Annotated in this window: 16 protein-coding genes; 4 read left to right on the top strand and 12 right to left on the bottom strand. The window is 65.1% G+C overall.

The features are described from left to right. Positions 1-7: 7 nt before the first annotated feature. The 8 genes from rseP to rpsB all read right to left on the bottom strand — a co-directional run bounded on the left by rseP (position 8) and on the right by rpsB (position 7714). Positions 8-1390, bottom strand: coding sequence for an RIP metalloprotease RseP (gene rseP / locus BTHE68_RS05420; protein ID WP_162065465.1), 1383 nt, complete (start codon positions 1388-1390; stop codon positions 8-10). Between the two features lie 7 nt (positions 1391-1397). Then, positions 1398-2615: a 1-deoxy-D-xylulose-5-phosphate reductoisomerase gene (locus BTHE68_RS05415; RefSeq protein ID WP_162065464.1), complete on the bottom strand. Its 1218-nt coding sequence runs from the start codon at positions 2613-2615 to the stop codon at positions 1398-1400. An 18-nt stretch (positions 2616-2633) separates the two neighbouring features. After that, the gene (locus tag BTHE68_RS05410) at positions 2634-3446 is read right to left on the bottom strand and encodes a phosphatidate cytidylyltransferase (protein ID WP_162065463.1); all 813 of its coding nucleotides are present in this window, start codon (positions 3444-3446) and stop codon (positions 2634-2636) included. Beyond that, positions 3440-4222 (bottom strand): polyprenyl diphosphate synthase, encoded by a 783-nt coding sequence (gene uppS, locus BTHE68_RS05405; RefSeq protein WP_061175654.1) that lies wholly within the window; start codon positions 4220-4222, stop codon positions 3440-3442. The genes BTHE68_RS05410 and uppS overlap by 7 nt, the downstream gene beginning before the upstream one ends. Positions 4223-4306: 84 nt before the next feature. Then, complete coding sequence (frr, locus tag BTHE68_RS05400) at positions 4307-4867, bottom strand: ribosome recycling factor (RefSeq protein WP_162065462.1); 561 nt, start codon at positions 4865-4867, stop codon at positions 4307-4309. 93 nt (positions 4868-4960) lie between these two features. After that, the gene (pyrH, locus tag BTHE68_RS05395) at positions 4961-5674 is read right to left on the bottom strand and encodes a UMP kinase (protein ID WP_061175656.1); all 714 of its coding nucleotides are present in this window, start codon (positions 5672-5674) and stop codon (positions 4961-4963) included. A 242-nt stretch (positions 5675-5916) separates the two neighbouring features. Beyond that, a complete protein-coding gene (gene tsf / locus BTHE68_RS05390; RefSeq protein ID WP_062258048.1) occupies positions 5917-6798 on the bottom strand; it encodes a translation elongation factor Ts in 882 nt (293 codons plus the stop codon). Between the two features lie 163 nt (positions 6799-6961). Then, positions 6962-7714 carry a 30S ribosomal protein S2 gene (gene rpsB, locus BTHE68_RS05385; RefSeq protein ID WP_061175658.1) on the bottom strand — a complete coding sequence of 251 codons (753 nt, stop codon included), beginning with the start codon at positions 7712-7714 and terminating at the stop codon, positions 6962-6964. 379 nt (positions 7715-8093) lie between these two features. On the opposite strand from rpsB, the gene map reads away from it, so the two are divergent. The 4 genes from map to BTHE68_RS05365 all read left to right on the top strand — a co-directional run bounded on the left by map (position 8094) and on the right by BTHE68_RS05365 (position 14133). Beyond that, entirely contained in the window at positions 8094-8915 is an 822-nt protein-coding gene (gene map / locus BTHE68_RS05380; protein ID WP_286202784.1) for a type I methionyl aminopeptidase, read from the top strand. A gap of 78 nt (positions 8916-8993) precedes the next feature. After that, positions 8994-11579, top strand: a complete 2586-nt coding sequence (locus BTHE68_RS05375) for a [protein-PII] uridylyltransferase (protein ID WP_162065460.1) — start codon at positions 8994-8996, stop codon at positions 11577-11579. 6 nt (positions 11580-11585) lie between these two features. After that, the gene (locus BTHE68_RS05370) at positions 11586-13649 is read left to right on the top strand and encodes a pseudouridine synthase (RefSeq protein WP_162065459.1); all 2064 of its coding nucleotides are present in this window, start codon (positions 11586-11588) and stop codon (positions 13647-13649) included. A 247-nt stretch (positions 13650-13896) separates the two neighbouring features. Further along, on the top strand, positions 13897-14133 hold the full coding sequence (locus BTHE68_RS05365; protein ID WP_162065458.1) for a hypothetical protein: 237 nt from the start codon (positions 13897-13899) through the stop codon (positions 14131-14133). A 65-nt stretch (positions 14134-14198) separates the two neighbouring features. Here the strand turns inward: BTHE68_RS05365 and def are convergent, their stop codons facing one another. From def to smc, 4 genes are all read right to left on the bottom strand, one after another. Further along, positions 14199-14732 (bottom strand): peptide deformylase, encoded by a 534-nt coding sequence (gene def / locus BTHE68_RS05360; protein ID WP_061175663.1) that lies wholly within the window; start codon positions 14730-14732, stop codon positions 14199-14201. Then, positions 14729-16807 (bottom strand): NAD-dependent DNA ligase LigA, encoded by a 2079-nt coding sequence (gene ligA, locus BTHE68_RS05355; protein WP_162065457.1) that lies wholly within the window; start codon positions 16805-16807, stop codon positions 14729-14731. The genes def and ligA overlap by 4 nt, the downstream gene beginning before the upstream one ends. 190 nt (positions 16808-16997) lie before the next feature. Next, positions 16998-18245 carry a cell division protein ZipA C-terminal FtsZ-binding domain-containing protein gene (locus tag BTHE68_RS05350; RefSeq protein ID WP_162065456.1) on the bottom strand — a complete coding sequence of 416 codons (1248 nt, stop codon included), beginning with the start codon at positions 18243-18245 and terminating at the stop codon, positions 16998-17000. Positions 18246-18423: 178 nt separating this feature from the next. Then, entirely contained in the window at positions 18424-21939 is a 3516-nt protein-coding gene (smc, locus tag BTHE68_RS05345) for a chromosome segregation protein SMC (RefSeq protein WP_162065455.1), read from the bottom strand. Between the last annotated feature and the right edge of the window lie 45 nt (positions 21940-21984).

The raw sequence follows: 21984 nt of genomic DNA, 5'->3' as shown, positions 1-21984 counted from the left end.
AAGTGGATCAAAAACGAATCAGACGAGCGAGGTCATTGAACAGTGCGATCATCGAAAGCGCGACGATGCAGACCAGGCCCGCCCTTTGCAGAACCAGCTGCCAGCGGTCGGATACGGCTTTGCCGGTAACAGCCTCAACCAAATAATATAACAGATGCCCACCGTCCAATACCGGAATCGGTAACAAGTTCAACACTCCGAGGCTGATGCTGACGAGCGCAAGAAATGAAATAAAGGCGGTTACGCCGAGTCTCGCGCTCTTTCCCGCATAGTCGGCAATCGTGACCGGCCCGGAAAGATTCTTGAGCGACGCCTCGCCGATGATCATCCGCCCGAACATACGCAGCGAATACACGCTGATGTCCCACGTGCGGTTCACGCCGAGGCGCACGCTTTCGAGCGGACCATAGCGCACGTCCACGGTCGGCAGCTGATTCGCGAGCGCGGCGCCGATGCGGCCGATATCCTTGCCCGTCGACGCATCGCGCTTCAGGTCCGGCACGATCTGCACGGATTCCCGCTGGCCGTTGCGCTCGATCACGAGCGTCACGGGCTTCGCGCCGTGCGCCTTCACGTAGTCGATGAAACTCGTCGCGTTGTCGACATTGCGGCCGTCGATCGCGCGCAGCGTGTCGCCGGCCTTCAGGCCGCCCTTCTGCGCGGCGCTGCCCGCTTCCACGCCCGCGACCGTCAGCGTGCCGCCGCCCGGCGTGAAGCCGAGCTTGTCCATGAAGTCCTGATCGGCGTCGGCATCGGTGATGCCGGCGACGCTCATCGGGAAATCGAAGGTGCCGTCGTGCGTCTTCGCCGTCAGCACGATGCGGCGATGATCGAACGACGCATCGAGCAGCTTCCAGCGCAGGTCGGACCACGAGCGGATCGGATGCGCCTCGCCGCCTTGCGCGTCGCGCATCGAAAGAACCTTCTCGCCGCCTTCGAAGCCCGCGTGCGCCGCCGCCGTGTCCGGCGCGGGCTGCGAGACGATCGCCGCGGGCTCGGTCACGCCGCCCGCGAACACGGCGGAAAACAGTGCGATCGCGAGCAGGAAGTTGGCGATGGGCCCCGCCGCGACGATCGCGATGCGTTTGGCCACGCTCTGCCGGTTGAAGGCGCGCGGCAAGTCCTCGGCGGGAATCTTCGTGCCGCTGTCGGGGTCGATCTCGCGCTCGTCGAGCATCTTCACGTAGCCGCCGAGCGGCAGCGCGGCGATGGTCCATTCGACGCCCGTCTTCTTGCTGACCCACTGCACGAGCGGCTTGCCAAAGCCGACCGAGAAGCGCAGCACTTTCACGCCGCACAGTCGCGCGACGCTGTAGTGACCGAATTCGTGGACGACGACGAGTACGCCTATCGCAACGACGAAGGCGACGATTTCGGTCAGAAAGTTCATGACGGCCTCAATGGGCGATGGGTTCGGCGCCCGGCGCGCTCGCGGTGAGCTCAGCGACGAAACGGGATGCGAGACGGCGTGCGTTCGCATCGGCGGCGAGGACGTCGGACAGTGTGGCGGCGCTCGTGTTCGGCAGCGTGTTCAGCACGCGCTCCACCACGCCGCCGATCGCCATGAAGCCGATGCGGCGCTCGAGGAACGCTTCCACGGCGATTTCGTTCGCCGCATTCAGCGCGGCGCTCGCGATGCCGCCCGCTTCCAGCGCCTGGATGGCCAGCGCGAGGCAAGGGAAGCGCGCGAAATCGGGTTTTTCGAACGTAAGCGAGGCGATCTGCGCGAGATCGAGCGGCGCCACGCCCGAGTCCACCCGGTCAGGATACGCCAGCGCGTGCGCGATCGGCGTCCGCATGTCGGGATTGCCGAGTTGCGCGAGCACCGAGCCGTCGGCGTAGGACACCATCGAATGGATCACGCTTTGCGGATGGATCAGCACTTCGATGCGCGAGCCGGGCAAATCGAACAGCCAGTGCGCCTCGATCACTTCGAGGCCCTTATTCATCATCGTCGCGGAATCGACGGAGATCTTGCGGCCCATCGCCCAGTTCGGATGCTTAACGGCCTCTTCGGGCGTGACGTTCACGAGCGTCGCGGGTTCGCGGGTGCGGAACGGCCCGCCGGATGCCGTCAGAATGATCTTCGACACGCCGCCGTGAAGCTTCGCTTCCTTGTCCGCGCAAGGCGGCAGGCACTGGAACACGGCGTTGTGTTCGCTGTCGACCGGCAGCAGGATCGCGCCGTTGTCGCGCACCGCGTCCATGAAGATCTGGCCGGACATCACGAGCGCTTCCTTGTTCGCGAGCAGGATGCGCTTGCCGGCGCGCGCGGCGGCCAGCGTGGGCGCGAGGCCCGCCGCGCCGACGATCGCCGCGACGACTGTATCGCACGCCGCCGCGCGGGCGACCTCGACGAGCGCTTCCGGTCCGTGCGTCACTTCCGTCTTGCAGCCCTGAGCACGCAACGCCGTGGCGACGCGCACGGCGGTTTCGGCATCGCCGACGACCGCCACTTCGGGCTGGAATTTCAGGCACTGGGCAACGAGTTTGTCGCCGTTGCGGTGAGCGCTCAGCGCGTACACCGAGAAACGGTCCGGGTGCCGCGCCACGACATCGAGCGTGCTGTCGCCGATCGAGCCCGTGGAGCCGAGCAATGTGAGACGTTTTTGCATAAATTCTTCTCTAGCCGATTAGCCAAGCATCAGCATTGCGATCGGCAATACGGGCAACAAGGCGTCGATGCGGTCGAGGACGCCGCCATGACCCGGCAGGAGCCCGCTCGAATCCTTGACGCCGGCCTGGCGCTTGAGCAGCGACTCGAACAGGTCGCCGACCACGCTGAACGCGACCAGCACGGAAAGCGCGACGAACGAGCGATCCCAGCCGAGATGCTCGACGAAAGCCGTGAACACGGTGGGTGCATAAAAGCCGGTGGCCGCGGCGAGCGCGCCGATGATGACAACGGCGAGCCACCCGCCGAGGGCGCCCTCCCAGGTCTTGCCCGGGCTGATCGACGGGGCGAGTTTGTGGCGGCCGAGCGCTTTTCCGGCGAAGTATGCGCCTATGTCAGCCAGCCAGACTACTAGCAGAAGCGATAGCACGAACGCCACGCCCACAGTGCGGGCCGCGACGACCGCGTGCCAGCACGCGACGAACACGACGATTCCGGCGAAAAGCAGGAACGCGCGCCACGCGCCGCTTGCGAGTTGAGGCTTTCGTATGAGTGCAAAAGGACCCGCGAGGACCCAGAAAATCGCCGCCATCTGAAAGAGCGGCCTGGGCGCGACGCCCAGAAAGGCGCTGAAAATCAGCGCGACGCCCGCGACCAGCGCGTAGGCCACCGGCCCCGCCCCGTTCAGCTTGAGCAGACGCCCCCATTCCCATGCCGCGAACACTACGACGAAACCGATCAGGGCTCCGAACGCGCCCACCGGCGCGAACAGCGTGACCGGCACGAGTACCGCGAGCAGGACGATTGCCGTGATGACACGGGTCCTTAGCATGAAAGGGTGTCGGCCTTCTGCGATTGGGAAGCGAGCTGTGCGCTCGTGCGCCCGAAGCGGCGCTCACGGTCGCCGTAGGACGCGATCGCGCGATCGAGCGCGTCGGCGTCGAAGTCGGGCCAGTAGGTATCGGTAAAATAAAGCTCGGTGTACGCGAGCTGCCACAGCAGGAAGTTGCTGATGCGCTGCTCGCCGCCCGTGCGGATGAAGAGATCCGGCTCCGGCGCGTAAGCCATCGCGAGATGCTCGGCGAACGATTCGTCGTCCACGCGCGCAGGCACGCCGGTTTCGAGCGATTGCGCGATCAGCTTCTTGGTGGCCTGCATGATGTCCCAGCGCCCGCCGTAGTTGGCGGCGATAGTGAGCGTGAGGCGGGTATTGCGGGCCGTCTTGGTCTCGGCGCGCTGAATGAGCGCGCGGATCCGGTCGTCGAACATGGCGATGTCGCCGACGACGCGCAGGCGGATGCCGTTCGCGTGCAGCTTGCCGATTTCGCGCTCGAGCGCGGTGACGAACAGGCGCATCAGGAAGGACACTTCGTCGGTCGGACGACGCCAGTTTTCGGAGCTGAACGCGAACAGCGTGACGAATTCGACACCGCGCCGCGCGCAGCTCTCGACGGTTGCGCGAACCGCGTCGACGCCGCGCGTATGACCGGCGACGCGCGGCAGGCGCCGCTCGGTCGCCCAACGGCCATTGCCGTCCATGATGATCGCGACGTGACGCGGGACAGCCGCGACATCGGGCACGGTAACGGTAGAGCTGGTATAGGTCATGGCCGCTGAATCTGGGAATCGGAAGGAGTGAGAGCCAACCTCGCAGCATGCGCGCGCGAGGCTGGCAGAACCGTTTCTACGGCCTCACACCGTCATGATTTCGGCTTCTTTGGTCTGAACGAGCTTGTCGATCTCGGTGACGAACTTGTCGGTGAGCTTCTGCACGTCGTCGCTTGCGCGGCGCTCATCGTCTTCCGAAATCTCCTTGTCCTTCACGAGCTTTTTCAGTTGCTCGTTCGCGTCGCGGCGCAGATTGCGCACGGCGATCTTCGCGGTTTCGCCTTCGCTCTTCACGACTTTCGTGAGTTCGCGGCGACGCTCTTCGGTCAGCGCGGGCATCGGCACGCGGATGAGGTCGCCCTGGGTTGCCGGGTTCAGACCGAGATCCGATTCGCGGATCGCCTTCTCGACCACCGGGACCATCTTCTTTTCCCACGGCTGCACGCCGATCGTGCGCGCATCGACGAGCGTCATGTTCGCGACTTGCGAGATGGGCACATTCGAGCCGTAGTAATCGACCTGGATGTGGTCGAGCAGGCCCGTGTGAGCACGCCCTGTGCGAATCTTGGCGAGATCGGCCTTGAACGCTTCGATCGACCGCTGCATCTTCTGGTCGACGCCCTTTTTAATGTCAGCCACACTCATTTGAACCTCCAAACCTGGGTTTTACTGGCGAAAAGCGGCGCATTTTCGCGCGCGGCGTTTGCCATGCCGCGCGGCGCCTGATATCGCGTGAGTTTACACGTGGACGAGCGTCCCTTCGTCGTCGCCCTGCACGATGCGCTTCAATGCGCCCGGCTTTGTGATCGAGAACACGCGGATCGGCAGCTTCTGGTCGCGGCACAGCGCGAACGCCGTGGCGTCCATCACCTGCAGATTGCGGCCGATCGCTTCGTCGAAGCTGATCGTGCTGTAGCGCGTCGCGTGCGGATCCTTCTTCGGGTCGGCGGAGTATACGCCATCGACCTTCGTCGCTTTCAACACCACTTCGGCGCCGATTTCCGAGCCGCGCAGCGCGGCTGCCGTGTCCGTCGTGAAGAACGGGTTGCCGGTGCCGGCCGCGAAGATCACGACCTTGCCTTCTTCCAGCTGACGGATCGCGCGCGGGCGGATATACGGCTCCACCACCTGGTCCATGCGCAGCGCCGACTGCACGCGCGCCTCGATGCCCGCGTGACGCATCGCGTCCTGCAGCGCGAGGGCGTTCATCATCGTGGCGAGCATGCCCATGTAGTCGGCGGTTGCGCGGTCCATGCCGGCCGCGCCGCCCGCCACGCCGCGAAAGATGTTGCCGCCGCCGATCACGACGGCCAGTTGCGTGCCGATCCGCACCACCTCCGCGACATCCGCCACCATCCTTTCGATCGTTGCGCGATTGATGCCGAAAGCATCGTCGCCCATCAGGGCTTCGCCGGAGAGTTTGAGGAGTACGCGTTTGTAGGCTGTGGGCATATGAGGTTCCGATCGCGCCGAGGAGGGTTGCAACAACGTAGAACTGTAGGGGTGAAACATTGCTTACTGCAAGCGGGCCGGATCGGGCGGCGGGCGCGGTGAATCAGGGTTTACCCCTATTTCACCGCGCCCGCTCAGGTGCGAACCGGATCGCTGAATGCTGGCGGCGGGACGTTCCGCCGCGGGTCATGCCGGGCCGGCGCGCGGCCGCGTTATGACAGCACACGCGCCTTAAGCGAGCCTTAGGACTGCTTGGCCGCCGCGACTTGCGCCGCCACTTCGGCTGCGAAGTCGTCCTGACGCTTCTCGATGCCCTCGCCGACCACGAACAGCGCGAACTTCTGCACCGACGCGTTGCCAGCCTTGAGCATTTGTTCGATCGTCTGCTTGTCGTTCTTCACGAACGGCTGGTTCAGCAGCGACACTTCCTTGAGGTACTTCTGGACCGAGCCGTCGACCATCTTCGCGACGATCTCGGCCGGCTTGCCCGACTCGGCGGCCTTCTGCTCGGCGATGCTGCGCTCCTTGGCGATCAGATCGGCCGGCACTTCGTCCGACGACAGCGAAACCGGCTTCATCGCGGCGACGTGCATCGCGACATCCTTGCCGACCTGGTCGTCAGCGCCCGTGAACTCGACCAGCACGCCGATACGCGTGCCGTGCAGGTACGACGCGACCTTGTTGGCCGACTCGAAACGCACGAAACGACGGATCGACAGGTTCTCACCGATCTTGCCGACGAGCGCCAGACGCACGGCGTCGACCGTCGAGCTTTCCAGCGGCAGCGCCGACAGCGCAGCCACATCGGCCGGGTTGTTCTTCGCGACCAATTCGGCGATCGTCTTGCCGAAGGCCAGGAAATCGTCGTTCTTCGCGACGAAGTCGGTTTCGCAGTTCAGCTCGACGAGCGCGCCCACGCCGCCTTCGACATGCGCCGTCACGATGCCTTCAGCCGTCACGCGCGATGCCGCCTTGCTCGCCTTGTTGCCGAGCTTCACGCGCAGCAGCTCTTCCGCGCGCGCCATGTCGCCGTCGGCTTCCGTCAGCGCCTTCTTGCATTCCATCATCGGCGCATCGGTCTTCGCGCGCAGTTCTGCCACCATGCTTGCGGTAATTGCCGCCATCATTCGCTCCTTGAGTCTGTTTGATACGTGCCGCCGGCCTTCACTACTCGCCCACGGCAGGAAAATTGGCATTTTCTATCGCCTGATCAGGCATTTCTATCGCTTCGACTAAAAAAAAGGGGCCTTTCGCAAAGCCCCCTTTTTTGTCGGCCGCAGGGCGCGCTTACGCCTCTGCGTTGACCTCGACGAACTCGTCGCCTTCGCCGTTGCGCACGGCCTGGACCACGTCGTTCACCGCGTTCGCGCGGCCTTCGAGGATCGCGTCAGCGACGCCTTCGGCGTACAGTGCCACGGCCTTCGACGCGTCGTCGTTACCCGGGATCACGTAGTCGATGCCTTCCGGCGAGTGGTTCGTGTCGACCACGGCGATGACCGGAATGCCGAGCTTCTTCGCTTCGGTAACAGCGATCTTGTGGTAGCCGACGTCGATGACGAACATTGCGTCAGGAATGCCGCCCATGTCCTTCACGCCGCCGATGGACTTTTGCAGCTTGGCCATTTCGCGTTCGAACAGAAGCGCTTCCTTCTTGCTCATGCGCTCGGTTTCACCCGATTCCAGCGCTGCTTCCATGTCCTTCAGGCGCTTGATCGAAACCTTCAGCGTCTTGAAGTTGGTCATCATGCCGCCGAGCCAGCGAGCGTTGACGAACGGCATACCGGCGCGCGCTGCTTCCTGCGCGATGGTGTCGCGCGACTGGCGCTTCGTGCCGACGAAAAGAATCGTGCCGCGGTTCGCTGCCAACTGGCGCACGTACTTCAGCGCGTCGTTGTAGAGCGGCAGGGTCTTTTCGAGGTTGATGATGTGAATCTTGTTGCGATGACCGAAGATGTACGGGGCCATCTTGGGGTTCCAGAAGCGCGTTTGGTGACCGAAGTGGACACCCGCTTCCAGCATTTGACGCATCGTGACTGCCATGGAAATTCTCCGCGAGGGTTGGGTCTTAAGCCGGCTGCCGCATCCCGCGCCCGGTTTTTTCGCTTTCCGGACGCCGGACACCCTGGGTGCGCCGGCTTGCTAATCGACTTGAAACTACATTCCAAGCCGTGATCCGTGACTGCGTTCAGATGATCCGATTGTCCCGGAAGATCGTGACGGCAAGATGGATTACGACTTAGCCTGCGAGTATAGCATGTGAGGATTGGTCGGCTCAAGCCGCACGACCGGACCGGATTTCCCGCGTGCACCCCGCCGGCACCTTGCCACCGCGCTTGCGGCCCCAAACTATCCGGGTGCGGCGCATTTCTTAAGGTGCGATAATGCCGCTTTCGCGGCTCACTGCCGCATACAAGCATTTCTGAGCCAAGTCATGTCCATTACGCTGAAAAACGACCACGATATCGCGCAGATGCGCGTCGCCTGCCGGCTCGCCAGCGAAGTGCTCGATTTCATCACGCCGCATATCACGCCCGGCGTGACGACCGAGGAACTCGATCGCCTCTGCCACGAATACATGGTGAAGGAACAGGGCACCGTTCCCGCACCGCTCAATTATCAGCCGCCCGGCTATCCGCCGTACCCGAAAGCCACCTGCATCTCCGTGAACGACGTGATCTGTCACGGCATCCCCGGCGAGAAGGTGCTGAAGAACGGCGACGCGCTCAATATCGACATCACCGTCATCAAGAACGGCTATTTCGGCGATACGAGCCGCATGTTCATCGTCGGCGAGGGCTCGATTCTGGCGAAACGCCTGGTGCAGACGACCTTCGACTGCATGTGGCTCGGCATCGATCAGGTGCGCCCCGGCGCGCATCTCGGCGATATCGGCGCGGCGATCCAGAAGCACGCCGAAGCGCAGGGTTACAGCGTCGTGCGCGAATACTGCGGCCACGGCATCGGGCAGGTGTTCCACGAGGAGCCGCAAGTGCTGCACTACGGCCGTCCGGGCACGGGCATCGAATTGCAGGCGGGCATGATTTTCACCGTCGAGCCGATGATCAACGCCGGCCGCCGTGAAATCCGCACGATGCCCGACCAGTGGACCGTCAAGACGCGCGACCGCAGCCTTTCGGCGCAGTGGGAGCACACCGTGCTCGTCACGCCGACTGGCTACGAAGTGCTGACCGTCTCGGCGGACACGCAGGCGCCGTCGCAACTGATCGCGGCCACCGCCTGATTCCGCGTCTTCCGGCGCCCGCCATCGCTGCACGCGGGCGCATCCCTTCGCCGTTCCTCGCCACCGTCCGGTCCATCCATGAGCGTCACTGCCGCCGTCGCCACGCCCTGTGAAACGTTGCGCGCCGCCTACAAGGCGGCGAAGGCGGCGCTGATCGTACGCTTCGAGGCGACCTCGAACGTCGAGCCGCTGATGCACGCCCTCGCCCGCGCCACCGACGACGCCCTCAAGGGCGCCTGGGCCGCCTGCGACATGCCCGATGGCGCCGCGCTCGTCGCGGTCGGCGGCTATGGGCGCGGCGAGCTCGCGCCCTATTCCGACGTCGACATCCTCGTGCTCCTCCCGGAGGCTTCGCCGCACACGAACGATGCCGAACTGAACGGCCGCGTCGAACGTTTCATCGGCATGGCGTGGGATCTGGGGCTCGACATCGGCAGCAGCGTGCGCTCGGTCGAGCAATGCATCGCCGAGGCGGGCAACGACATCACGGTGCAGACGTCGCTGCTGGAAGCGCGGCGCATCTGCGGCGATACGCAGCTGTTCCAGCGCTTCTCGGCGCGCTATCGCGAAACACTCGACCCGCGCGCGTTCTTTCAGGCGAAAGTGCTGGAAATGCGCCAGCGGCACGCGAAATTCCAGGACACGCCGTACAGCCTCGAACCGAACATCAAGGAAAGTCCGGGCGGGCTACGCGATCTGCAACTGATTCTGTGGATCGCGCGCGCGGCCGGCTTCGGCAGCAGCTGGCGCGAACTCGACTTGCGCGGGCTCATCACCGAGCGCGAAGCGCGTGAACTGCGCCGCAACGAAGGCTTCCTGAAGGCGCTGCGCGCGCGGCTGCACGTGATCGCGAAGCGCCGCCAGGACATTCTCGTCTTCGACCTGCAGACGCCGCTCGCGGAGAGCTTCGGCTTCGAGGCGACCGCCGCCAAGCGCGCGAGCGAGCAGTTGATGCGCCGCTACTACTGGGCCGCCAAAGCCGTGACGCAGCTCGCGACGATCCTGATCCAGAACGTCGAAGCGCAGCTTTTCCCGTCGACGAGCGGCATCACCCGCGTCATTTCCGGTCGCTTCGTCGAGAAGCAAGGGATGCTGGAAATCGCCCGCGACGATGTCTTCGAGCGCGAGCCGCACGCGATTCTCGAAGCGTTCCTGCTCTACGAGCAGACGCGCGGCATCAAGGGCTTTTCCGCGCGCACGTTGCGGGCGATCTACAACGCCCGTGATCTGATGGACCGCGACTGGCGGCGCGATCCCGAAAACCGCCGGCTCTTCATGGAAATCCTGAAGCAGCCCGAAGGCATCACGCACGCGTTCCGCCTGATGAACCAGACGAGCGTGCTCGGGCGCTATCTGCTGAATTTCCGGCGCATCGTCGGGCAGATGCAGCACGATCTCTATCACGTCTACACCGTCGACCAGCACATCCTGATGGTGCTGCGCAATCTGCGGCGCTTCGCGATTGCCGAACACGCGCACGAGTATCCGTTCTGCAGCCAGTTGATGGGCAACTTCGAGCGCCCGTGGGTGCTGTACGTGGCCGCGCTGTTCCACGATATCGCCAAGGGCCGCGGCGGCGACCATTCGACGCTCGGCATGGCCGACGCCCGGCGCTTCTGTCGCGAGCATGACATCGGCGCCGAGGATACGGAACTCGTCGTGTGGCTCGTGCAGCAGCATCTGACCATGAGCCAGGTCGCGCAGAAACAGGACACGAGCGATCCGGAAGTCATCAAGCAATTCGCTTCGGTCGTGAAGACGGAGCGGCGGCTCACGGCGCTGTATCTGCTGACCGTCGCCGACATCCGCGGCACGAGTCCGAAGGTCTGGAACAACTGGAAGGGCAAGCTTCTGGAAGATCTTTTCCGCGCGACGCACGCGGTGCTGGGCGGCGCGCAGCCGGACACGCACTCGGAACTCAAGTCGCGTCAGGAAGCCGCGCTCGCGCTCCTTCGGCTCGAAACCGTGCCGGAGCACGCGCAAAAGCGCTTGTGGGATCAACTCGATGTCGGCTATTTTCTGCGTCACGATCCGGCCGATATCGCGTGGCAGACGCGCGTGCTCTACCGTCACGTCGAGAGCGATGAGCCGATCGTGCGCGCGCGGCCCTCGCCCATCGGCGCGGCGCTGCAGGTGCTCGTCTACGTGAAGGACCGGCCGGATCTGTTCGCCGGCATCTGCGGATATTTCGACAAAAACGGCCTGTCCGTGCTCGATGCGCGCGTGACGACGACGCGCCACGGCTACGCGCTCGACAACTTCCTCGTCGCGCATCCGGATCACGACGGGAGTTATCGGGACATCGCCAATCTCGTCGAACAGCAACTGGCCGCGCTGCTCGCGGACGAACGCATTCTGCCGGAACCGTCGAAGGGTCGCTTGTCGCGGCTCGTCCGCACGTTTCCGATTACGCCGCGCGTGGACCTGCGTCCCGACGATCGCGGCCAGTACTACATCCTGTCCGTGTCGGCCAACGACCGGCAGGGCCTTCTTTATTCGATCGCGCGCGTGCTGGCGCAACACCGGATCGGCGTGCAGGCGGCACGGATCAACACCCTCGGCGAACGCGTCGAGGACGTATTCCTGATCGACGGCAAGAGCCTGTCGAACAACCGCACCCAGATCCAGGTGGAAACCGAACTGCTGCGCGCGATCGCAGCCTGAGACTTTATGCGCGTCAAACTGACAGCCAAACATCCGCGTCCCACATCGGCGACGCGCTCCCCGGTTCGTGCCGGCACGACCACCGGGCGCAAGCCTGCTCGCGCGAGCGCGCCGGAGGAAGCGCGTCCGAAGCGCGCGGGCCAGCCGGCGGAGGGCAAGCGCGAACCGCGCTCGTTCAAGCCGCGTGGCGATGATTCGCGTCCGGCGTTTGGGGAGCGTGGACCGCGCAAGTCGAGCGAGCGTGCTTCGGGTGGCGATGAACGTCGTTCGTTCAAACCGCGTGGGGATGATTCGCGTCCGGCATTTGGCGAGCGCGGACCGCGCAAGTCGTTCGAAGGCCGGCCGCAGGCAAGCGATGAACGTCGCCCGTTCAAACCGCGTGGCGATGATTCGCGCCCGGCATTCGGCGAGCGCGGACCGCGCAAGTCGTTCGAAGGCCGGCCGCAGGCAAGCGATGAACGTCGCCCGTTCAAACCCCGTGGCGATGATTCGCGTCCGGCGTCAGGCGAGCGCGGGCCGCGCAAGTCGTTCGAAGGCCGCCCGTCGGCAGGCGATGACCGTCGCCCATTCAAACCGCGTGGCGATGATTCGCGTCCGGCGTTCGGCGAGCGCGGACCGCGCAAGTCGTTCGAAGGCCGTCCGCAGGCAGGCGATGAACGTCGCCCATTCAAACCGCGTGGCGATGACTCGCGTCCGGCGTCCGGCGAACGCGGGCCGCGCAAGTCGTTCGAAGGCCGTCCGCAGTCAGGCGATGAACGCCGCCCGTTCAAACCGCGTGGCGATGACTCGCGTCCGGCGTTCGGCGAGCGCGGGCCGCGCAAGTCGTTCGAAGGCCGTCCGCAGTCAGGCGAAGAACGTCGCCCATTCAAACCGCGTGGCGACGACTCGCGCCCGGCGTCCGGCGAGCGCGGGCCGCGCAAGTCGTTCGAAGGCCGTCCGCAGGCAGGCGATGAACGTCGCCCATTCAAACCGCGTGGCGATGATTCGCGCCCGCCGCTCGGCGAGCGCGGGCCACGCAAGTCGTTCGAAGGCCGGCCGCCAGCAGGCGAAGAACGTCGCCCGTTCAAACCACGCGGCGACGATTCGCGCCCGGCGTTCGGCGAGCGCGGCACGCGCAGATCGCCCGAAGACCGCCCGTTCAAACCTCGCGAGGACCGCGCGCCCGGAACCCGCCCGCCGCGCCGCGACGATGGCGATCGCGCGTTTGCCAAACGCGACGATCGCAGCGACACGCGCAAGCCTTCGCCGAAGTCCGAAGCTAAACCAGCAACACCCGCCGCGGAATCCGCGCCGAAGCATCGCGACCATCACGATGGCCTCGTCCGCCTGTCCAAGGTGATGTCGGAACTCGGCCTCTGCTCACGCCGCGAAGCCGACGAATGGATCGAAAAGGGCTGGGTGCTCGTCGATGGCGAAGTCATCGACACGCTCGGCTCGCGCATCCGTCCGACCCAGAACATCGAGGTGCTGCCCGCCGCGCGCTCCGCGCAATCGCAACTCGTCACGATCCTGCTGCACAAGCCGGTCGGCTACGTGTCGGGTCAGGCGGAAGACGGCTACGAACCGGCCGTGACGCTCATCAACCCGGCCAATCACTGGAACGAGGACCGTTCGGGCATCCGCTTCACGCCGGGACATCTGCGCACGCTCGCGCCCGCAGGCCGCCTCGACATCGATTCGACGGGCCTCCTCGTGCTCACGCAGGACGGCCGCATCGCGAAGCAGCTGATCGGCGGTCATTCGGAAGTCGACAAGGAATATCTCGTGCGCGTGCGCCTCGGCGAGCATACGGTCGATGTCGATCAGCATCTGCCCGCCGAGCAGCTTGCGTTGCTGCGCCACGGTCTCGAACTCGACGGCGTGCCGCTCAAAACGGCGCAGGTAAGCTGGCAGAACGGCGAACAGCTTCGCTTCGTGCTGCGTGAAGGCAAGAAGCGCCAGATTCGCCGCATGTGCGAGCTGGTCGGGCTGGAAGTCGTAGGCCTGAAACGCGTCCGCATGGGCCACGTCGCACTCGGCGCTCTGCCGCCGGGTCAATGGCGCTATCTCGCACCGAACGAGAGTTTCTAAGCAAACCGAAACGTCCGCACGTACGTCGACCGAACGTACGTGCAGACTCATGCTGCGTCGCAAAAATGCGACATTTCAGCGAAAAAACAGGCACGATGCAGTCCCGATCGTGCCTTTTTGTTTCCTGCCGCTTTCTGATTAAAGAAAATGAATCATCGATCCGATACACCTGTCAGGCGGATGCGCGCCGGGTCAGGTGGAAGACGGCAGGATCAGCATCGTTGAACGGCATTGAGGGAGAATCGCCATGTCAGTTGAGATCATCGTTCGTGAGACAGGAACCGGTCTGGAGATCGTAAGCGGCCGACGACGGCTCGAAGCCCTGCTCGCCCTGCGCGACGAAGTCGTCGTGATGAGCCCCGGCGTCGGTGAGATGGTCGTCGCGCGCCTGCCCGACGGACGTCTGCAAGCGTCGGCGAATCCGGAGCATGTCGCCCTGTTCCGTCAACCCGATTTAAGCGGCAGTACCAAGACGCTGGCGTAAAGAAAAGGCCGCTCCTCGCGAAGCGGCCTTCCACTCGATTTCGTTGCGGCCCGAAACGCGCGGCGTTACTCGTCGCGCACCGGATCGAGCCCCGGAAAGAGCACTTCCGTGAAGCCGAATTTCGAGAAGTCGGTGATCCGCATCGGATAGAGCTTGCCGATCAGATGGTCGCACTCGTGCTGCACGACGCGCGCGTGAAAGCCCTCGGCCAGCCGCTCGATCGCGCTGCCGTACTGGTCGAAGCCCTGATAGCGGATCATCGAGAAACGCTGCACCGCGCCGCGCAAGCCAGGCACGGAGAGGCAACCTTCCCAGCCCTCCTCCATGTCATGGCCGTTCGGCGTGATGATCGGGTTGATGAGCACCGTCTCCGGCACCGACGGCGCGTCGGGATAACGCTCGTTGTGCCCGAAGCCGAAGATCACGACCTGCAGGTCGACGCCGATCTGCGGCGCGGCGAGGCCCGCGCCGTTGGCGTCGCGCATGGTGTCGAACATGTCCTGCACGAGCGCGTGCAGTTCGGGCGTGTCGAAATGCTCGACCGGCTGCGCGATGCGCAAAAGGCGCGGATCGCCCATCTTCAGGATTTCGCGAATCATGGAGTGACTCCTTCCAAAAGCTTGTGCATGCCGTCTTCGTCGAGAACCGGGACCCCGAGTTCCTCGGCCTTCGCGAGTTTGCTGCCCGCATCGGCGCCCGCCACGACGTAGTCGGTCTTCTTCGATACCGAGCCGGCCACCTTGGCGCCGGCCGCCTCAAGCATTTCCTTCGCCTGCTCGCGCGACAGCGTGGGCAGCGTGCCCGTCAGCACAACGGTCTTGCCCGCCAGCACGCCCTGCGGCGCCTTGGGCGCGGGCGGTCCTTCCGGCCATGACACCTTCGCGCGCAACTGCTCGATCACATGCTGGTTGTGCGCTTCGCCGAAGAAGTTGTGAATGGCCTCAGCAACGATCGGACCGACATCATTGACTTCGAGCAACTCTTCCACGGACGCCGCCATGATTGGATCGAGCGAGCCGAAATGCTTGGCCAGATCCTTCGCCGTCGATTCGCCCACGTGCCGGATGCCCAGCGCATAGATGAAGCGCGGGAGTGTCGTCTTGCTCGCCTTTTCCAGCGAATCGATCAGGTTCTGTGCGGACTTGTCGGCGAAACGGTCGAGCGCCGCGAGCGTCGAGAAACCCAGATTGAAGAGATCGGCGGGCGTACGCACCAGATTCTGCTCGACCAGCTGATCGATGATCTTCTCGCCGAGCCCGTCGATGTCGAGCGCGCGGCGTTGCGCGAAATGCCACAGCGCCTGCTTGCGCTGCGCCGGACAGAACAGCCCGCCCGTGCAGCGCGCGATCGCCTCGTCCGGCAGACGCTCGATCTTCGAGCCGCAGACCGGGCATTGCGTCGGCATGACGAACTCGCCCGCGTCGGCGGGACGGCGCTCGAGCAGCGCGCCGACGACTTCGGGAATCACGTCGCCCGCGCGCCGCACGATGACCGTATCGCCGATGCGGATGTCCTTGCGGCGCACCTCGTCCTCGTTGTGCAGCGTCGCGTTGGTGACCGTCGCGCCGCCGACGAACACCGGCGCGAGCCGCGCGACCGGCGTGATCGCGCCGGTGCGGCCCACCTGCACGTCGATCGCGAGCAACTCCGTCAACGCTTCCTGCGCGGGAAACTTGTGCGCGAGCGCAAAGCGCGGCGCACGCGATACAAAACCGAGCTTGTCCTGCTCATCGCGCCGATCGACCTTGTAGACGACGCCGTCGATGTCATACGGCAGCTTTTCGCGCTTCTCGCCGACCTTGCCGAAAAAGGCGAGCAAGCCATCCGCGCCCTGCACGACCGCGCGCTCCGCATTCACCGGCAAGCCCATTTCCTTGTACCAGTCGAGCAGCGCCGCATGCGTGGCCGGCATCTCGGCGCCTTCCAGCACGCCGATGCCGTACGCGAAGAACGACAGCGAGCGTTGCGCGGTCATCTTCGGGTCGAGCTGGCGCAAACCGCCCGCCGCCGCGTTGCGCGGATTGGCGAATTCACGCTGCCCGGCGTCGCGCTGGCGTGCGTTCAGGCGCTCGAAGTCGCGCTTGAACATCAGCACTTCGCCGCGCACGTCGAGCCGCTTCGGCACGTTCTTGCCCTTCAGCGTGAGCGGAATCGAGCGAATGGTGCGCACGTTCGCCGTGACGTCTTCGCCGGTCGCGCCGTCGCCGCGCGTCGCGGCCTGCACGAAATGGCCGTCCTCGTAGCGCAGGGAAATCGCGAGTCCATCGAACTTCAGCTCGCACGCGTACTCGACGGGCACGTGACCCAGCGCGTCGGACACGCGCTTGTCGAATGCGGCGATGTCCTCGTCCGCGAAGCCGTTGTTGAGCGAAAGCATCGGCACGTCGTGGACGACCGGCGTGAAACCTTCGGCGACTTCACCGCCTACGCGCTGCGTCGGAGAATCAGGCGTGATCAGGTCCGGATGTTCGACCTCGATGCCCTGAAGCTCCTTGAACAGCGTGTCGTATTCGGCGTCGGGCAGATCCGGCTGATCCAGCACGTAATACGCGTAGTTCGCGCGCTCCAGCTCGGAGCGCAACCACGCCGCGCGTTCGGCCGGACGATCGGCGCTCGGCACGGCGGCTTCCGACCTGGCGGCAGCGGCGGATTCGGCTTTTGTTTTTGCGGACATGCGGCTTGAGAAAGTGGGTAAGTTCGTCAACCGACCGTTCGATTGTCTCAGAAGATCGGTAAATGGTGGCATCGGCCGAACGGCCTATCTGCGGGCGTCGGTGCGGCGGCGCGCACGCAAAGAAAAACGCCCCGGCTGGGGCGCGATTCTCTGACGCGAGCGCGGTTCTTCGAACGCGCGCGGCGCGGCACTATTGGCTGAAAAGACGCCGCGTCGCGGGCGAGCCGGCCGGAATGCCCGCCTGCTCCAGCTTCGCATACAGCGTCATCAACTGCTTTTCGATGGCGAGCAGCGCCGATTCGGGCAGCGGCCGGCGCTGATCGTCGACGACGCGCGCGCCGATGCGCTCCGACAGCGACTTCGCGTAATCGCACATCAGCCTGAACGGCAGGATGTCTTCATCGGCGACGGGCACGTCGAGCACCAGCGTGATCATCTGGCCGCCCTTGTAGGTCAGGTCGTCGCGCAGGAAGTTGGTGTCGCCGAACTGGAGCATGAAGACCGGGTTCTGCTTCGCGTCGAGCTTCACGAACCGCGTGCCGTCGCGCGACAGCAGGAGACCGTCCTGCGACGCCACCGCCTGCACGTAGTTCGCGGACCACGGCGCGCCGTCGGAGAGAATGTTGATCGAGAGTTGCGCGTCGCATTGCGCGGCGAACGCGTCGAGCTCGCGCGCCATGCCGACGGTTTCCATCATGTCGGGGAATTCGGGCGCGCCGTCGATTGCGTCGGCTAAGCGCTGCACGCCGGTCACGAACTCGGAGAATTCGAGTTCGTTCAGGGGCCCGCTGCGGTTCGCCAGTTGCGCGGCCGCGCGCAGTTCGTCATAGCGCACGCCGTTGCGCGGCAACTCCCATGCGCTCTCGCCCTCGCTCTTGCCTTCGATCGTCACGGGCTTCGTGCCCGCGCGACGCAGGCGCTGCGCGAGCGGAATCACGCGATCGCCCGCGACCGGCGCGGCGAGACGAATCGGCACGACGCAATCGATACGGCGATCCACCACCGCCGGCGGCGCCGATGAAATCGTCGTTGCGGCGGGCATCACGGGTTCGGCACGTTCGTCTTCCGTGTCGCTTTCGGCTTCTTGCGCCGCGCCATTGGCGGAGGTCGCCTCGGCCTGGAGATCGACGGCTGTATCGGCCGGCGCAACCGACGGCGCCGGATTCGCGCTGCCGAAGCTCGGCTCCATGCGCGCGTCGCGCGGCTGATCGGCGGCGGCATCGTCGCCCGCGACCGGCTCGCGGCGCGACTGACGCACGGGCTCGATGAACGGCTGCTCGTCGTCCGCTTCCTGGCGGGCAAGTGCGTCCGCCGCTTCGTCGGGCATCGGACGCGGCATCTTGCGGCGCACCTTCGCGCTCTGCCACGCGTTGTACACGACCACGCCGCCCACCACCACGGCTCCGGCTCCAATCAAACCGAGAGTCAACTCGTCCATGCAGGCTCCACTATTCTTTTTCAAGTTACGAAGCACCGCGCGATCTGTCGCACGCATCGCGCCGCGTTCCGGCTTCTCGCCGCCGCCTGGCCGATGCGCGCCACTCCGCGTCTGGCGCACGCCGCCGGATCATCGTCCGGCCCTTCACTCAATCAAAACTGTTGCGCAACGCGAGGCTTCAGCCGTTCTGCGCGAAACCCGACGCGGCTTCCATATCCACCGCGACGATGCGCGATACGCCCTGCTCCTGCATCGTCACACCGATCAGTTGCTGCGCCATTTCCATCGCGATCTTGTTGTGCGAGATGAACAGGAACTGCGTCTTCGCCGACATCGCGCGCACGAGGTTCGCGAAACGTTCCGTATTGGCGTCGTCGAGCGGCGCGTCCACTTCGTCGAGCAGACAGAACGGCGCGGGATTCAGCTGGAACATCGCGAACACGAGCGCGGTGGCGGTCAGTGCCTTTTCACCGCCCGAAAGCAGGTGAATGGTCGAATTCTTCTTGCCGGGCGGCTGCGCCATCACCTGCACGCCGGCGTCGAGGATTTCGTCGCCGGTCATGATGAGCTTCGCCTGGCCGCCGCCGAACAGACGCGGGAACAGCTCGCCGAAGTGACGGTTCACCTCGTCGAACGTACCTTGCAGCAGCGCGCGCGTTTCCTGGTCGATCTTCTGGATCGCGTCTTCCAGCGTGCCGATGGCGTTGTTCAGATCGGCCGATTGCGCATCGAGGAAATGCTTGCGCTCGGTCGCCGCCGAGAGCTCTTCGAGCGCGGCCATGTTGACCGGCCCGAGCGCGAGGATCGCGTTGTTCAGGCGCGTGACCTCGCCTTGCAGATACGACGGCTTCATGTCCGGCGTGAGCTTCGCGGCGAGTTCGGCTTCGTCGACGCCCGCCGCCTGCAACTGCTCGACGAACTGCTCGCCGCTGATGCGCGCCGCCTGCTCCTTCAACTGCAGTTCGTTGATCCTGTCGCGCAACGGCTGCAGCGAGCGTTCGGCCATGAGACGCTGCTCGTCGGACTGACGCAGCCGCGCAGTGAGATCGTCCAGTTCGACGCGCGCCGCGTGCAGCGATTCCTCACGCGCCGCGCGCACTTCGAGCGCGTCATGCAGGCCGGTCTGCGCCGTCTGCTCGTTGATGGTTTCGAGCTCGGCGCGCGCATCTTCCAGCGCGCCCGCAATGCGTTCGCTCTGGTCGTGCGCCGTCTCGATGTTGCGTTTGTATTCGTCGATCTTCGCGGACAGGCCGCGCACCGCGAAACTCGCATCGCTCGCCGCGCGCTCCAACTCGCGCAATTCATGACGCGCGCTGGTCAACGCTTCATCGAGTGATTCGAACGCAAGCTGGTTGTCCTCGAAACGCGCCTGCAACTGCGCGATCTCGCCATCGTGACGCTCGAACGCGGCTTCCGATTCGGCGCGCAACGCGCGCTGCTCTTCGATCTGCGCGGCGATCTCTTCGAGTTCCTCGCCGATCTGCGTATTGCGCTGCGTGTAGCGCTCGTGCGCCTGAGCGAGCTTGAGCACGTCGAGCTGCAATGCGTGGACACGCTGCGTCGCGCGCTCGGCGGCGGCGCGTGCCTCCGCGAGCGTCTGCGAGGCTTGCGTGTGCGCGGCATCGGCGCGCACGGCGCTGGCTTTAGCTTCGTCGGACAACAATGCCTGCGCGCGCACCTGCTTCGTGAGGTTCTCGATTTCCTGCGCCCGCGCGAGCATGCCAGCCTGCTCGGAATCCGCCGCGTAGAGCTGCACGCCCACGCGCGTTACGATATGTCCCGCCTTCACGACGAACGCGGCGCCCTCCGGCAACTGATTGCGCGATGCCAGCGCGGCTCCGATGTCGTCGGCGACGAAGGTCGTGGCGAGCCATTCGTTGAGCACGGCGCGCAGACCCGGATCGTCGATACGCACGAGCGACAGCAGCGAGCGCAGGCCTTGCGCCGTCTCGACCGGCTTGCCCGCGACGGGCGGCGAATAGAACGCGAGCTTGGCGGGCGGCGCATCGGTGGCGAAGGCCTTGACCCAGTCCAGATTCGATACTTCCAGCGCGGCGAGACGCTCGCGCAGCACCGATTCGAGCGCCGCTTCCCAGCCGGTCTCGACGTGCAGCTTCTTCCAGAGGCGCGGCAGCGCGCCGAGCTCGTGCTTGTCGAGCCACGGCTGAATCTTGCCTTCGGTCTGCACGCTTTCCTGAAGCTGCTTCAGAGCAGCGAGGCGCGCTTCGAGTTGGTGGATCTGTGCGCTTTCCTTTTGCACGCGCTCCTGCGCTTCACGGCGCCCGGCGTCCAGACGCGGCACCGTTTCCTGCGCATCGGCGAGGCGCGCTTGCGCTTCGCCGAGAATCTCTTCGTTTTCGGCGAGCTGCATGCGCAGCTCTTCGAGATGCGCTTCGTCGGGTGCGTCCAGCCCTTTCGCTTCGCTCTTGAGCCGCTCCTGGCGCTGCTGCAGTTGCTGAAGCTGTTGATCCGCGTTGCGCTGATGCGCCGCTTCGAGCTTCAGCGCCTGCTCCGCGCGCGCGATGCCCGCGCGCTCATCGTTGAGCTGCGCCTGCGCGTCGCGCCAGCGGGCTTCGAGCGCGGGCAGCGCGTCGTGCTTCGCGGCCGCGTTTTCCTGGGCGATCGCGGCCTTCTCTTCGCCTTCGGCGAGGGCATCGGTGGCGGTATCGATTTCATCGCGCGCCTTCTGCGCCTGCACCTGCCACTGCTCGCGCTGCGCGGTGAGCGCGGCGATCTGCGCCTGCACGCGATTGCGCGATTCGACGATGAAGCGGATCTCCGCTTCGAGCCGGCTCACTTCGGCGTTGGCTTCGTACAGCGAGCCTTGCGCGCCCTGCATCGCGTCGCTCGCGCTGTAATGCGCGACGCGCAGCGTTTCGAGTTGCGCCTCGACTTCGCGCAGACGCGCGGTCTGCGCTTCGAGTTCGACCTGCGCCTCGCGGATCGCGCGCTGCTGGCGCTCGGCCTCGTTGCCCGCTTCCTTCTTGCGCAAGAGCCACAGAAGACGCTGCTTCTCTTCGCCTTCGGCCTGCAATTCCTTGTACTTCGTCGCGACGACCGCCTGCGCTTCGAGCTTCTCGAGATTGTTCGACAGCTCGCGGACGATGTCCTCGACGCGCGTCAGGTTCTCGCGCGTGTCATGCAGACGGTTCTCGGTCTCGCGACGGCGCTCCTTGTACTTCGACACGCCCGCGGCTTCTTCGAGAAACACGCGCAGCTCTTCCGGCTTCGCCTCGATGATGCGCGCGATCATGCCCTGCCCGATGATCGCGTAGGCGCGCGGGCCGAGACCCGTGCCGAGGAAGATGTCCTGAATGTCGCGGCGGCGCGCGGGCAGATTGTTGATGTAGTAGCTGGAGGTGCCATCGCGCGTCAGCACGCGCTTCACGGCGATTTCGCCGTAGCTGCTCCACTGACCGGCGGCGCGGCCGTCGGCGTTATCGAAAATGAGTTCGACGCTTGCCCGGCTGCCGGGCTTGCGCGCCGTCGAGCCGTTGAAGATCACGTCCTGCATCGATTCGCCGCGCAATTCGGAGGCGCGCGATTCGCCGAGCACCCAGCGCACGGCATCGATGATGTTGGACTTGCCACAGCCATTCGGTCCCACCACGCCGACCAACTGGCCGGGGACCTGAAAATGCGTGGGATCGACGAAGGACTTGAAGCCAGCGAGTTTTATCGAGGTCAGACGCACGGCGATATCGCTGTTTTGAATTGATGACGGAGGATAGATGGCAGA

This window comes from Burkholderia sp. THE68, from assembly GCF_009938265.1.
Taxonomy (GTDB): domain Bacteria; phylum Pseudomonadota; class Gammaproteobacteria; order Burkholderiales; family Burkholderiaceae; genus Caballeronia.
The sequence above is the reverse complement of the archived record's forward strand: the minus strand, read 5'-3'. Positions and strand labels throughout refer to the sequence as shown.